Genomic DNA, 14,502 nt, shown 5'->3' on the forward strand with positions numbered 1-14,502 from the left:
CTTGAGGGCCTTGCCCGACAGCTTCGTGATGTCCTGGCCCTTGTAGAAGACCTCGCCGGACGTCGCCGTCTCCAGCAGCATCAGCAGCTTGGCGACGGTGGACTTGCCACAGCCGGACTCGCCGACGATGCCGAGGGTCTCGCCCTGGTGCAGGTCGAAGGAGATCCCGTCGACCGCGCGGACGGCGCCGATCTGCTTCTTGAACAGGATGCCCTGGGTCAGCGGGAAGTGCTTGACCAGGTTACGCACCTGCAGGATCGGCTCGCCGCGCTCGACGGGCGCCTCGATGGCGGCCACGGCCGCCGTCTCGGTCACCGCCTCGACGACGTCGACCTCGCTGATGCCGGGGGTGGCGTCCACGGCGTCATCCTTCTTGTCGAACTCAGCCATGGAGCTGCTCCTCGCGGAAGTGGCAGGCGCTGGCGCGGCCGGCCAGCTCGGTGCCGTCCTGCTCGGTCACCTGGAGCAGGGGCGGCATCTCGGTGCGGCAGATGTCCTGCGCCTTCGGGCAGCGCGGGTTGAAGGCGCAGCCCGAGGGGGCCTTGAGCAGGTTGGGCGGCAGACCCTTGATCGCGTAGAGCTCCTGGCCCTTCTGGTCCAGGCGCGGGATCGAGTCCAGCAGACCACGGGTGTACGGGTGCGCGGGGCGCTTGTACAGCTCGTGGACCGGAGCCTGCTCGACGATGCGGCCCGCGTACATCACGGCGATCTTGTCCGCGACGTCGGCGACGACGCCGAGGTCGTGGGTGATCAGGATCAGACCCATGTTGTACTCGCGCTGCAGGTCCGCCAGCAGGTCCATGACCTGGGCCTGGACCGTCACGTCGAGCGCCGTCGTGGGCTCGTCCGCGATGATCAGGTCCGGCTCCAGGGCGAGCGCCATCGCGATCATGATGCGCTGGCGCATACCGCCCGAGAACTGGTGCGGGTAGTCGTCGACCCGGCTCTTGGCCGCGGGGATCTTCACCCGGTCCATCAGCTCGATGGCCTTGACCTTGGCGTCCTTCTTCGACATGCCCTGGTGGACGCGGAACATCTCGCCCAGCTGGTTGCCGACGGAGAAGACCGGGTTCAGCGCGGACAGCGCGTCCTGGAAGATCATCGCCATCTTCGGGCCGCGCAGCTTGCGCCGCTCGTTCTCCGGCAGCTTGAGGATGTCCTGGCCGCGGAAGAGGATCTCGCCCTTGGCGACCCGCCCGGGGGGCGAGTCCAGGATGCCCATGATCGCCTGCGCGGTCACGGACTTGCCCGAGCCGGACTCGCCGAGCACGGCCAGGGTCTCGCCGGAGGAGACGCTGTAGTTCACGCCGTTGACGGCCTTGACGACGCCTTCGCGGGTCGCGAACTCGACGTGCAGGTCACGCACTTCGAGAACGGGCGCCTCGGAGTCGCCGCCCCTCTGGCGGGGCACGTCTGCGGTGGTGCTTGAAGCAGTCATTTCGGTGGTGCCGCCCTTCTAGCGCAGCTTCGGGTCGAGGGCGTCGCGGAGCCCGTCACCGACGAATACGAAGCCAAGGACCGTCAGCACGATCGCGATGCTGGGGTAGGTCCACAGGAAGTCCTTGACCCCCATGAAGTCCTTGGCGGCGGCGAGCATGTTGCCCCACTCCGGGACCTCGGGGCTGACGCCCACGCCCAGGAAGGACAGCGAGGCCTCGGCCACGATGGCGCCGCCGACGCTGAACGCGGCGTAGGCCATCACGGCGGCGATGGAGTTGGGGATGATGTGCCGCAGGATGATCCGGCGGGTGTCCGCGCCCAGGGCGCGGGCGGCCAGCACGTAGTCGGCCTCACGGACCGACAGGATCGAGCTGCGCAGCAGACGGGAGACCGTCGGCCACGAGAAGACGGCCAGCGAGATGATCACCGGCATGACGCCCCGGCCCATCGCGATGATGATGACGATGGCACCGATCAGCAGCGGGAAGGCGAAGAAGACGTCGGCGATGCGCATCAGCACCGAGTCGGTGGCGCGGCCGAAGTAGCCGGCGAGCGCACCGATGACGATGCCGATGAGGCACGCCAGGAAGATCGACGCGAGACCGATCTCCACGGCGATGCGGGTGCCGTAGATGATGCGGGAGAACTGGTCGCGGCCGAGCGCGTCGGTTCCCAGCAGGTGACCGTTGCCCGGCTCCTGAAGGGTGTTGTTCAGGTCCTGGGCCAGCGGGTCCTGCGGGGCGATCAGCGGAGCGAAGGCCGCGGTGAGGAACAGCAGCAGGACGAGGCCGAGGCCGACGACGGCCAGCTTGTTGGCGAGGAAGCGGTGGCGGATCTCGCCCCACTGGGTCACGCGGGCGACGGCCGGTTCGGCCTCCGCGTTCGCGGCCTGCGCCGGTGCGGTCGCGTCCCCCGCCACCGATGTGCTCTTGGTGAGCTCGGTCATGGGTAACTCCTAGAACGGGCTGCCTGGATCAGGCGAGACGGATGCGCGGGTCGAGGACCGCGTACAAGAGGTCGACGAGGAGGTTGAGCAGAACGAACACGGCGACGCCGAAGCTCACCACGCCGATGATGATCGGGTTGTTCTGCTGCTGGACCGCCTGCACCAGGGCGAGCCCGATGCCGTCCCAGTTGAAGATCGCCTCGGTGATCAGGGCGCCACCGAGCAGCGAGCCGAAGGAGATACCCAGGTACGTGACGACCGGGATGATCGAGTTGCGCATGACGTGCTTGACGAGCACGGTCCGCCGCGGCAGACCCTTGGCGACGGCCGTCTTGACGTAGTCGGCGCGCAGCACCTCCAGCATGGTGCCGCGCATGAGCCGGGCCACGAGGGCGGCGTCCAGGATCGCCAGCGTGAAGGCAGGGAGGATCAGCGAGTTCATGGTGCCGTCGGAGATCAGCGGGAACCACTTGAACTGGACCACGAAGACCTTCTGGAGCACCATGCCGATCACGAAGGACGGGAAGCCGACGGCCATCGTGGTCAAGAGCGTGATCAACACGTCCCAGAACGAGTATCTGAACAGCGCGGCGATCAGACCCGCCAGCAGGCCGATCAGGATGTCCAGGACGATGGCGGCCAGCGCGAGCTCAGCGGTGTTCGTGAGCTTCGGCGCGAGGACCTCGGTCACCGGCCGGCGCTGGGTGTAGTCCTCACCGAGGTCGCCCTGCGCGAGGTTCTTGACGAAATTCCCGTACTGCACGGGCAGCGGGTCGTTGAGGCCGTAGCGCTCGCGGAGCGCCTCGACCACGGCCGGGTCACGGGCCTTGTCACCACCGAGCGAACCCACAGGGTCGCCGGGGAGAACGAAAAGACAGCAGAAGAGGATAACCGTCGCACCGAAGAGAACGACAACCATCTGTCCGAGCCGCCGGATCACATACCTTCCCACGATGCCTCCTTTACATACCGAGCGTGGGGGTTGGCGGCATCATCCGATCGGGAGATTGGCCGCATCCGGGCGCGGATCGACAAGGGAGAGGGGTGCGCCCGGGACTGAGCGAAGGCCGTGGGGACCGAAGTAGTGACTCCGGGCCCCCACGACCTTCGCCTACCTGTTGTTGAGGAGGCTCTTACTTGGCCGAGATCTCAGCGAGGTTCGGGTCCTCGAAGAAGTCCAGCTGGATGTTGTTGAACTTGTCCGTGGCCGCGAGGCGGAACTGGGTGCGCTTCCACAGCGGGATGAGACCCTGCTCCTCGTCGACCGCGAGCTTCTCGGCCTCCTTGTAGACCGCGGCGCGGGCCGCCGGGTCCTTGGTGCCACGGGCCTTGGTGATCAGCTCGTCGAACTTCGGGTTGTTGTAACGGCCGCGGTTGTCACCGGCCGCCTTGCCCGTCGCCGGGTCCTCGTTGATCGAACCCGAGTCGAGCAGCGGGTACAGGAAGTTGTCCGGGGTCGGGTAGTCCGCGCCCCACGCCGAGCGCCAGATGCCACCGGTCGCCTTGTCCTGCTGCTGGGCCAGGGCCTCCTTGAACGGCTTGCCGTTCAGCTTGACGTCGAGGCCGAGGACGTCCTTCAGCTGCTGCGCGACGGCCTGGACCCACTCTTCGTGGCCGGCGCCGGTGTTGTAGCCGAAGTCGAGGACGGTGCCCGGCTTCAGGCCGCCCTTCTCCGCGTACTGCTTGGCCTTCTCCTTGTCCTGCTTGACGCAGGAGGAGCAGACGCCGTCCTGGTAGGTGTCCGCGAAGGACGGCGGCAGGACCGAGGTGGCCGGCTTCTGCATGCCCTGGAAGACACCCTTGGCGATGGCCTCGCGGTCGATCGCGTAGGAGATCGCCTTGCGGGCGTCGGGGTTGTTCAGCGGCGCGGTCTGGTTGAAGGCGACCAGGTAGTTGACACCGCTGGTGTCGGCCTCGATCCACTTCTTCATGGGCGAGTACTTGGCCTTCGCCACCGGCTGCTGCGGCGTGGGCATACGCGCCCAGTCGAACTGGCCCGACTGGAAGCCCTGGTACTCCAGGGTGGAGCCGTTGGCCGAGTTCAGGATCGAGATCTCGACCTTGGCGAGCTTGGCCTTCTCCAGGCCGTAGTCGTCGTTACGGACGAGGGTGATGGACTTGTTGTGCTGCCACGAACCCTCCATCTTGAAGGGGCCGTTGCCGATCGGCGCGTCGTTGTACGCCTTGTTGCTGGCGGCGCCGGCGACCTTCGGGACCGGGCTGAAGGCCTGGTGCACGGTCTTCTTGTCGAACTCGAAGTCGGCCTCGGAGAGCTCGACCTTGAGGGTGCTCGCGTCCGGAGCGGTCACACCGGCGAAGGTGGTGGCGTTGCCGCCGTTGAGCTCCTTGTAGCCGTTGATGCCCGCGAACGGGTAGGCGACGTCGGAGGCGGAGTCCTTGGCGACCACACGGGTCCAGCCGCGGACGAAGGACTCGGCGTCAACGGCCTCGCCGTTGGAGAACTTCGTGCCCTGCTTGATCTTGAAGGTCCAGGTCTTGCCGTCGTCGCTGGTCTGGACCGACTCGGCGAGTTCGGGCTTCAGCTTGCCGTCGACCGTGGCGCTGTACAGACCCGTGAAGAGGTTGTGCGTGACGAGCGCGCCCTCGGACTCCTGGGAGTTGTACGGGTCGATCGCCGTCGGCTCGGTGATGCCGAGGCGGAACGTGCCGCCCTTGGCGCTGTCCTTGCTGCCGGCGTCGTTGCTGCTGCATGCGGTGGCGGCCATCGCCACGATGACCGCACCCACGACCCACTTGGCGCTCGTTGCTCCGCGCATGGGTAATAGCCTCCTCAGGAGTCACTGTCGATGATGTGGGCCCGTCATCCGCTGACACCCCTGACAGCGAAATCCGGTCCCGTCGTGTGTGCTCGTGAGTCGACGCTCCCCACAGCGTGTGACCCATTGACCCGAGCTCAATGGAGCCATCCTCAGGGACGCCCAGACCGTAAACCACAGTTAAGTGGTCTCGTTTTCACAACATCACCGCATGGCGAAAACCCGAAATCCGGACAAACGGATAGGAGACAGACACGTGCGAAACGGACGGTTAGTCCTTCTTCCGGAGCGTCACGGTCGGTATGCGGACACTCGCGCGTCAGAATCCGTTTGACAAACGGCGAGGGCCCCTCCCCGCACCGGTCCGGTGCGGGGAGGGGCCCTCGCCGAAGCTACGAGTTTCGGCCAGAAGCCGACTCGCGTCCTACTTGGCCGACTTGGCGCGCGAAGCGGTGCGCGAGCGCTCCTTCTGGTCCAGGACGACCTTGCGGATGCGGACGGCCTCCGGGGTCACCTCGACGCACTCGTCGTCGCGGCAGAACTCCAGGGACTGCTCCAGGGACAGCTTGCGCGGCGGGACGATCGCCTCGAAGGAGTCGGCGGAGGAGGAGCGCATGTTCGTGAGCTTCTTCTCCTTGGTGATGTTCACGTCCATGTCGTCGGCGCGCGAGTTCTCGCCGACGATCATGCCCTCGTACACCTCGGTGCCGGGGTCGGTGAACAGCACGCCGCGCTCCTGCAGGTTGGTCATCGCGAACGCGGTGACCGCACCGGCGCGGTCGGCGACCAGGGAGCCGTTGTTACGGGTGACCAGCTGGCCGAACCACGGCTCGTGGCCCTCGTGGATCGAGTGGGCGATGCCGGTGCCGCGGGTGTTCGTCAGGAACTCCGTGCGGAAGCCGATCAGACCGCGGGACGGGACCACGAACTCCATGCGGACCCAGCCGGAGCCGTGGTTCGACATGTTGTCCATGCGGCCCTTGCGGACGCCCATGAGCTGGGTGACGGCACCCATGTGCTCCTCGGGCACGTCGATCGTCATGCGCTCGACGGGCTCGTAGGTCTTGCCGTCGACCTCCTTGGTGACGACCTGCGGCTTGCCGATGGTCAGCTCGAAGCCCTCGCGGCGCATCTGCTCGACCAGGATGGCGAGCGCGAGCTCACCACGGCCCTGGACCTCCCAGGCGTCCGGGCGCTCGGTGTCCAGGACGCGCAGCGAGACGTTACCGATCAGCTCGCGGTCCAGGCGGTCCTTGACCTGGCGGGCGGTGACCTTGCGGTCCTTGACCGCGGCCTTCGCGTCCGCGCCCTTGCCGGAGCCGCCGCGGCCGACCAGCGGGGAGGTGTTGGTGCCGATGACCATGGAGATGGCCGGCTCGTCCACCGTGATCAGCGGCAGCGCGATCGGGTTCTCCGGGTCGGCCAGGGTCTCGCCGATCATGATGTCGGGGATACCGGCGACGGCGCAGATGTCACCGGGGCCGGCCACCTCGGCCGGCTTGCGGGTGAGCGCCTCGGTCATCATCAGCTCGGTGATGCGGACGTTGGAGACCGTGCCGTCACGCTTGATCCACGCGACCGTCTGGCCCTTGCGCAGCTCGCCCTGCTCGACGCGCAGCAGCGCGATGCGGCCGAGGAAGTTGTCGGCGTCGAGGTTGGTGACGTGGGCCTGGAGGGGGGCCTCTTCGTCGTAGGTCGGGGCCGGGACGTGCTCCAGGATGGTGGAGAAGAACGGCTCCAGGTTGTCGCTGTCCGCCGGGACGGTGCCGTCCTCCGGCTTGGTCAGCGAGGCGATGCCGTCACGGCCGCAGGCGTAGACGATCGGGAACTCGATCTGGTCCTCGTCGGCGTCCAGGTCCAGGAACAGGTCGTAGGTCTCGTTGACGACCTCGTCGATCCGGGAGTCCGGGCGGTCCGTCTTGTTGATGCAGAGGATGACCGGCTTGCGCTGCTGGAGGGCCTTGCGGAGCACGAAGCGGGTCTGGGGCAGCGGACCCTCGGAGGCGTCCACCAGCAGGACGACGGCGTCCACCATCGACAGACCGCGCTCGACCTCGCCACCGAAGTCGGCGTGGCCGGGGGTGTCGATGATGTTGATCGTGATCGGGGCCCCGCCGTCCTTGGGGTGATACTTCACCGCCGTGTTCTTGGCGAGGATCGTGATGCCCTTCTCACGCTCCAGGTCGTTCGAGTCCATCATGCGGTCGTCGAGCTGCTGGTGGGCGGCGAAGGCACCGGCCTGCTTGAGCATGGCATCGACGATGGTCGTCTTGCCATGGTCGACGTGGGCGACGATGGCGACGTTACGGATGTCGTGGCGCGTGGGCACTTCGGCGCTTCTCCCGGGATCGTGGATGGCGTCGCGTACGGCCTGGCACGCGAGCCTCTGCCGGGCGGAAACCTGCCACGGCCTTACCCCATCGTACGTCGATCGGGGGGAACCGCCTGCCGGGGGGGCTGTCAAGGGGCCGGACGGCTGAGGAGAACCGGGTCGTGGGTGGGGCTTCCCGGCTCGGGGTACTGCCTGTGTTCATGCGGGTCAACGGGTACGCACGACCTTGCCCGCCGGGGATCCGGCGGGCAAGGAACTTGAGTCAGTTCTGAGCTTGCTACCCGCCGGTCAACCCGACAGGCCCCGTTTTTTCACCACTTCTTCGCCGGCCGGTCTTCCCTCCCCCGGCTACTTCTTCTTCTCGTCCTTCGCGGCGGAGGGCTTCTTCCAGCCGATGTCCTGGAAACGGGGCGCCCCCAGCCCGAACGCGCCGGCGTTGGCCAGACCCGGCTTGGCGGCGACCAGCTCCGGGCGCTGGTAGAGGGGCACGGAACCGGCCTCGGCCCAGATCCTGGCGTCCGCCTTGCGCATCAGGTCACGGGCCTTCGCCTCGTCCAGCTCGCCGGCCGCCTGGTCGAAGAGCTGGTCGATGTGGTCGGTGCCGACCCGGGTGTAGTTCTGCTCCACGAGGAGCGAGCCGTCGGCGGCCGGCTCCGGCTTCGCGAAGATCGGCCGGGCGTCGGTGGCCGGGAAGGCGGTCGCCGGCCAGGAGTACAGGGCCAGGTCGTACTGGCCCGAGGCGATGTGGTCCTTGAAGAAGCTCTCGTCGGGCACCTTGACCACCTGGGCGTTGATGCCGATCTTCCGCAGCGTCTGGGAGATCCGGTCGCCGACCGCGCGCAGGGCCTCCGAGCCGGGACCGGCCGGCAGGACGAAGCGCAGGTTCAGCTGCTTGCCGTCCTTGGCGAGCATGGCACCCGAGGTACGGGGCACGGTCTGCTTGACGGGGGCCGGGGCCGGGGTGGCCTTGGCGGGCTCCTTGGCGTCCTCGCCCTCGCCGTCGGCCTCCGCCTTCGCCTTCGCGGCCGCCGCGGCGGCCGCGCGCTTGCCGTCCTCGATGGCGCCCGCCTGGGTCAGCAGCGCCTCCTCCTGCTGGGCGGCCAGCGAGGACGGGGCCAGCACCGGCGAGAGCCCGGCGCGCAGGCCGCCCGGGGCGAAGGCGATCCCCTCGTCGACGAGCTGCTCCCCGAAGTCGACCCGGCCCTCCTGGAACACGTGCGGGCCGGCGCTGGGGGCGCCCGGGCGTCCCGCCCGGCCCTGGCGGTCCGGGCGGTCCCGGCGCACCGCGCCGTTGCGGCCGTCGTCCTGGCCCACGATGTAGAGGCCGTCGTTGCCGGTGCCGTCGCCCGGGCCCGGCTTGGCGCCCCTCGGGGTCTTGGAGTCGTCCGTCGCGCCCTCGCCCTCCGGGCCCGCCTTCGCCCCGTCCGGCTCGGTGAGCTTGCCGCCCTTGCGCCAGCCCGCGTCCGCCAGCAGGGCCTGGGCCGCGTGCGTGTCCTGCCCGCCCAGCGCGTCGCTGTTGTCCGCGTACGCCTGCTGGCCGGCCAGGGCCAGGTGGCTGCCGACGGGCTTCGCCGGCAGGCCGAGCGGCTTGAGGACGATCTCCGCGAGCTCCTTGCGGTCCAGCGCCCGGGCGACCGCCCGGCGCACCCGCTCGTCGGCCAGCGGACCGGAGGCCCCGTTCATGGCCAGCTGGGTGTACGAGGGCTCCAGCGACTTGCGGACCTCGAAGCCGCGCAGGGCCGACTGCTCGTCCGCGTACGCCTTCACCGCCTCGGCGGTCTTCTGCCGGCTCTCCTGCTCCTCCTTCGCCTTGGCCTCGTCGGTACCGTGCGCCAGCGCCCAGGAGAGGGTGGCCTGCGCCGGGGTGAGGGAGGCGCCCGGGCCGTGGCTGCCGTCGACCCGGCCCGCGTCCCGGTGCGCGAGGGCGATGCGGTCGGCGCCCGCACGGTCGATCTCCGCCAGGTCCACCTTCCCGGCGGCCAGCGCGGCCGGCCGGCCGGCCCGGGGGACCGCCGTCAGCACCAGGGTGTCCAGCTTCGCGGGCCGGCCCCACCAGCGGGGGTTGCGGGTCAGCGCCGCCGTACCGGTCTTCTTGTCGACGGCCCCGAGGTTGAAGGGCCCCGCGGTGACCTTGAGGGCGCCCCGGGCCCCCTCGTTGAAGGCCTCCGGGGTGCCCATGACCTGCTTCGGGTAGAGCGGGCTGAACAGGGAGCGCCAGTCCGCGTACGGGCGGTTGAAGGTGACCTTGACCTCCAGGTCGGACTTGCCGCGCTCGATCTTCTCGATCCGCTCGTAGCCGGCGTTGCGGGCCGTCCAGTACGCCGAGTCCTTGCCGTTCAGCGCCCGCCACTGGGCCACGAAGTCGGGGGCGCCGATCTCCCGCCCGTCGCTCCACACCGCCTTCTGGTTCAGCCGGTAGAGCACGACCTGCTTGGGCTCGCGCGCGACGACCTCCGCCTTCTCCAGGTAGTCGGGATTGGCCACCGGCCGGCCCTTGGCGTCCAGCGTGAACAGCTGGGGCAGGACCGCCCCCGCGATCCGGGTGGTGGTGGCGTCCGCGTCGGCCTGGAAGCTGTTCAGGGTCTCCGGCAGGGAGTCCACCGCCCAGCGCAGCACCCCGCCGTCGGCCACCTGCTCGCGGGCCGTCAGCGCGATGTCCGGCCCGGCGGCGGCCGGCCCGCCGTCGTCCTCACCCGCCCCGCAGCCCGCGAGCAGCGGCAGTGCAAGGACTCCCGAGGTGAGGAGCGCCAAGGACCTGCGCGTTCTCTGGGTCATGGGTGGTACCTCCGGGGCGGGGCGTGGAGCCGTGAAAGAGGGGGGTCTTGATCACGTTCGGCGGTATATGGAGCTGATCACACTGGTGCCGGAACCCACTGAAATAGACAGCCCGCCGGGTCCACCGGAGCGGACCCGCGCCACGCCGCGAACCCCACCCGTGCGGACCAATCCCGGTTGCGGCCCGGACGGGCGGTCCCTCGTTCGAGGGATGAAAATGGGGGCAGGGAGGGGCGCACGGTTTGCGCCTGCGCGCCCGGAATCGCTGCACGTCCCTTCACAACCGGGGACGGGAGGCGCGACACTCGCAGGCGCCCGTGAGCGTTGCCACCGCACCCCCGCGGAAGTGAGGTCACGTCATGTCCCTGCAAGACGATCTGACCGCCGTACGACGCAACCTGAACGAGCTGGTCCGCTCGGTGGAACGGCTGGAGCAGGACGTCGCCCGGCAGTCACCGGCCGCCGCCCCCAAGCCCTCCGGCCCCGCCGGGATGGTCTCCGTCCCGGACACCCCGTACGACCAGTCCAAGTGGACGGACACCGACGACGAGGGCCTCGGCGTCCGCGACCGCCGCGCCCCCTGATCCACTCCCGTCCCCCCGACCCCCATCTGGCCCGGCCGCGCGAGCGGCCGGGCCTCCTGGGCCACCCCTCATCGCACTCCACCCGGAGTTCTCCTTGGCCACAGGCACGGAACCACCCCAGCAACGGCCCGGCGGGGTCCACTCCCCCTCCCGGGCCGCGATCACGGCCCGGCACCTGCGGACCGACCGGTGGTGGCTGGCCCCCGCCGGCACCGCGGCCGGGCTGCTCGCCTTCATCGTGTACTCGACCTGGCGGGCGTTCGCGAACGCCCACTACTACGCGGCCCCGTACGTCTCCCCGTTCTACTCGCCCTGCCTGGCGGAGAACTGCGAGACGATGCGCGGCGGCCCCAACGTCGCCCTCTTCGGCAGCTGGTGGGTCCTGTCCCCCGCCCTGCTGATCCTGGTCTTCCCCCTCGGCTTCCGGCTGACCTGCTACTACTACCGCAAGGCCTACTACCGCGCCTTCTGGGCCTCACCGCCCGCCTGCGCGGTCGCCGAACCGCACACCGGGTACACCGGTGAGACCCGCTTGCCGCTGATCCTGCAGAACGCGCACCGCTACTTCTTCTACGCGGCCGTCCCGGTCGCGGGGATCCTGACGTACGACACCGTGCTGACCTTCCGCGACGGGCACTACGCGTGGGGCCACATGGGTCTCGGGACCCTGCTGTTCCTGGTCAACATCACGCTGATCTGGGCCTACACCCTGTCCTGCCACTCCTGCCGGCACATCATGGGCGGCCGCCTCAAGCACTTCTCCGCGCACCCCGTGCGCTACCGCCTGTGGAGCTGGGTCGGCCGGCTCAACACCCGCCACATGCAGCTCGCCTGGGCCTCCCTGATCAGCGTGGCCCTGTGCGACTTCTACGTGTACCTGCTGGCCACCGGCACCTTCACCGACCCGAGGATCTTCTGAGATGACCCAAGTCGACCGGCAGCAGTGGGACGTGGTCGTGGTCGGCGCGGGCGGCGCCGGGCTGCGGGCCGCGATCGAGGCCCGGGAGCGGGGCGCCCGTACGGCGGTGATCTGCAAATCCCTCTTCGGCAAGGCCCACACCGTCATGGCGGAGGGCGGGATCGCCGCCTCCATGGGCAACGCCAACGCGCACGACAACTGGCAGGTCCACTTCCGCGACACCATGCGCGGCGGGAAGTTCCTCAACCAGTGGCGGATGGCGGAGCTGCACGCCAAGGAGGCCCCGGACCGGGTGTGGGAACTGGAGACCTGGGGCGCGCTCTTCGACCGGACGCCCGACGGGAGGATCTCGCAGCGCAACTTCGGCGGCCACGAGTACCCGCGCCTCGCCCACGTCGGCGACCGCACCGGCCTGGAGCTGATCCGCACCCTCCAGCAGAAGATCGTCCAGCTCCAGCAGGAGGACTTCAAGGAGCACGGGGACCACGAGGCCCGGCTCAAGGTCTTCCAGGAGTGCACGGTCACTCGGGTCCTGAAGGACGGGGACCGGGTGGCGGGCACGTTCTGCTACGAACGCGAGAGCGGACGTTTCTTCGTCCTGGAGGCCCCGGCGGTGGTCCTCGCCACGGGCGGGATCGGCAAGTCCTTCAAGACCACCTCCAACTCCTGGGAGTACACCGGCGACGGCCACGCGCTGGCCCTGCTCGCCGGAGCCCCGCTCCTCAATATGGAGTTCGTGCAGTTCCACCCCACGGGCATGGTCTGGCCGCCGTCCGTGAAGGGCATCCTCGTCACCGAATCGGTCCGCGGCGACGGCGGGGTGCTGCGCAACAGCGAGGGCAAGCGGTTCATGTTCGACTACGTCCCCGACGTCTTCAAGGAGAAGTACGCCGAGACGGAGGAGGAGGGCGACCGCTGGTACGAGGACCCGGACAACAACCGGCGCCCGCCCGAGCTGCTGCCCCGCGACGAGGTCGCCCGCGCCATCAACTCCGAGGTCAAGGCGGGCCGCGGCTCCCCGCACGGCGGAGTCTTCCTTGACGTGTCCACCCGGATGCCCGCCGAGAAGATCAAACGCCGGCTCCCCTCCATGTACCACCAGTTCAAGGAACTGGCGGACGTGGACATCACCGCCGAACCGATGGAGGTCGGGCCGACCTGCCACTACGTCATGGGCGGGATCGCCGTCGACTCCGACACCGCCGCCACCGTCGGGGTGCCCGGGCTGTACGCTGCCGGCGAGGTCGCGGGCGGCATGCACGGCTCGAACCGGCTCGGCGGCAACTCCCTCTCCGACCTGCTGGTCTTCGGTCGGCGGGCCGGGCTGCACGCGGCGCAGTACGCGGCGGGCGGAGGGGAGCGTCCGGCCGTCTCCCAGGAGCAGGTCGACGCGGCCGCGGCCGAGGCACTGGCCCCCTTCCACGCCGACGAGGGCGCGGAGAACCCGTACACGCTCCACCAGGAGCTCCAGACGACCATGAACGACCTGGTCGGCATCATCCGCCGCGAGGCCGAGATGGCCGAGGCCCTGAAGCGGCTCGCCACCCTGCGCGCACGGGCCGCCCGCGCCGGCGTCGAGGGGCATCGGCAGTTCAACCCGGGCTGGCACCTCGCACTGGACCTGCGCAACATGCTGCTGGTCAGCGAGTGCGTGGCCCGCGCCGCCCTGGAGCGCACCGAGAGCCGGGGCGGGCACACCCGCGAGGACCGCCCGGCGATGGAACGGGAGTGGCGGCCGGTGAACCTGCTGTGCCGTCCCGTGGACCCGGCCCCGGCCGATCCGGCGGCCGACCGGATCGCCCTCGTACGCGTCCGGACCGAGCCCATCCGCCCCGATCTGCTCGCCCTGTTCGAGAAGGACGAGCTGGCCAAGTACCTCGCCGAAGAGGAGCTCACCGGATGACCACCTACGACGCCCGCTTCCGGGTCTGGCGGGGCGACGCGGAAGGCGGGGACCTGCGGGACTTCACCGTCGAGGTGCACGACGGCGAGGTGGTCCTGGACATCGTCCACCGGCTCCAGGCCACCCAGGCCCCGGACCTGGCGGTGCGCTGGAACTGCAAGGCCGGCAAGTGCGGCTCGTGCAGCGCGGAGATCAACGGGCGGCCGCGGCTGATGTGCATGACCCGCATGTCGGTCTTCGACCGGACGGAGACGGTCACGATCACCCCGCTGCGGGCCTTCCCGGTGGTGCGGGACCTGGTGACGGACGTGTCCTTCAACTACGAGAAGGCCCGCTCCGTCCCGGCGTTCGTACCGCCGGCCGGGCTGGCGCCGGGCGAGTACCGGATGCAGCAGGTGGACGTGGAACGCTCGCAGGAGTTCCGCAAGTGCATCGAGTGCTTCCTGTGCCAGGACACCTGCCACGTGGTACGCGACCACGAGGAGAACAAGCCCGCCTTCGCGGGCCCCCGCTTCCTGATGCGCGTCGCCGAACTGGACATGCACCCCCTGGACGCGGCCGAGGAGACCGGCCTGGACCGCAAACGCACGGCCCAGGAGGAACACGGGCTGGGCTACTGCAACATCACCAAGTGCTGCACGGAGGTCTGCCCGGAGGGCATCAAGATCACCGACAACGCCCTGATCCCCCTGAAGGAGCGGGCCGTGGACCGCAAGTACGACCCGCTGGTATGGCTGGGCACCCGGATCAGGCGCCGCTCGGCCTCGGACCCGCGGTAGTGGCGGGGCCGCCGCTGCGGGGGTGACCCGCGCGGTGGGGGCCCGCC

The 14,502-nt window shown here is 69.4% G+C and carries 11 protein-coding genes; 4 read left to right on the top strand and 7 right to left on the bottom strand.

Going from position 1 to position 14,502, the window contains the following annotated elements; genetic code table 11:
* The 7 genes from VR44_RS17955 to VR44_RS17985 all read right to left on the bottom strand — a co-directional run.
* Positions 1 to 390, bottom strand: a 390-nt coding sequence (locus VR44_RS17955) for an ATP-binding cassette domain-containing protein (protein ID WP_045948533.1), incomplete at its 3' end; no start/stop codon positions are given.
* On the bottom strand, positions 383 to 1,438 hold the full coding sequence (locus VR44_RS17960) for an ABC transporter ATP-binding protein (protein ID WP_045948534.1): 1,056 nt from the start codon (positions 1,436 to 1,438) through the stop codon (positions 383 to 385). The genes VR44_RS17955 and VR44_RS17960, both read right to left, overlap by 8 nt.
* A gap of 18 nt (positions 1,439 to 1,456) precedes the next feature.
* Entirely contained in the window at positions 1,457 to 2,386 is a 930-nt protein-coding gene (locus tag VR44_RS17965) for an ABC transporter permease (protein ID WP_094191730.1), read from the bottom strand.
* 28 nt (positions 2,387 to 2,414) lie between these two features.
* Positions 2,415 to 3,338: an ABC transporter permease gene (locus VR44_RS17970; RefSeq protein ID WP_045948535.1), complete on the bottom strand. Its 924-nt coding sequence runs from the start codon at positions 3,336 to 3,338 to the stop codon at positions 2,415 to 2,417.
* A 181-nt stretch (positions 3,339 to 3,519) separates the two neighbouring features.
* A complete protein-coding gene (locus VR44_RS17975) occupies positions 3,520 to 5,163 on the bottom strand; it encodes a peptide ABC transporter substrate-binding protein (RefSeq protein ID WP_045948536.1) in 1,644 nt (547 codons plus the stop codon).
* A 424-nt stretch (positions 5,164 to 5,587) separates the two neighbouring features.
* A complete protein-coding gene (typA, locus tag VR44_RS17980; RefSeq protein ID WP_045948537.1) occupies positions 5,588 to 7,492 on the bottom strand; it encodes a translational GTPase TypA in 1,905 nt (634 codons plus the stop codon).
* A gap of 351 nt (positions 7,493 to 7,843) precedes the next feature.
* Positions 7,844 to 10,270 (bottom strand): ABC transporter family substrate-binding protein, encoded by a 2,427-nt coding sequence (locus VR44_RS17985; RefSeq protein WP_045948538.1) that lies wholly within the window; start codon positions 10,268 to 10,270, stop codon positions 7,844 to 7,846.
* A 359-nt stretch (positions 10,271 to 10,629) separates the two neighbouring features.
* On the opposite strand from VR44_RS17985, the gene VR44_RS17990 reads away from it, so the two are divergent.
* The 4 genes from VR44_RS17990 to VR44_RS18005 all read left to right on the top strand — a co-directional run bounded on the left by VR44_RS17990 (position 10,630) and on the right by VR44_RS18005 (position 14,455).
* Positions 10,630 to 10,854 (top strand): hypothetical protein, encoded by a 225-nt coding sequence (locus tag VR44_RS17990; protein WP_045948539.1) that lies wholly within the window; start codon positions 10,630 to 10,632, stop codon positions 10,852 to 10,854.
* A 94-nt stretch (positions 10,855 to 10,948) separates the two neighbouring features.
* Positions 10,949 to 11,773 carry a hypothetical protein gene (locus tag VR44_RS17995; protein ID WP_045948540.1) on the top strand — a complete coding sequence of 275 codons (825 nt, stop codon included), beginning with the start codon at positions 10,949 to 10,951 and terminating at the stop codon, positions 11,771 to 11,773.
* A gap of 1 nt (position 11,774) precedes the next feature.
* Entirely contained in the window at positions 11,775 to 13,676 is a 1,902-nt protein-coding gene (locus VR44_RS18000; RefSeq protein ID WP_045948541.1) for a fumarate reductase/succinate dehydrogenase flavoprotein subunit, read from the top strand.
* Positions 13,673 to 14,455 (top strand): succinate dehydrogenase/fumarate reductase iron-sulfur subunit, encoded by a 783-nt coding sequence (locus tag VR44_RS18005; RefSeq protein WP_045948542.1) that lies wholly within the window; start codon positions 13,673 to 13,675, stop codon positions 14,453 to 14,455. Before VR44_RS18000 ends, VR44_RS18005 begins: the two co-directional genes overlap by 4 nt.
* Positions 14,456 to 14,502: the final 47 nt, after the last annotated feature.

The sequence above is a fragment of the Streptomyces katrae genome (assembly GCF_000966975.1).
GTDB lineage: Bacteria > Actinomycetota > Actinomycetes > Streptomycetales > Streptomycetaceae > Streptomyces > Streptomyces katrae.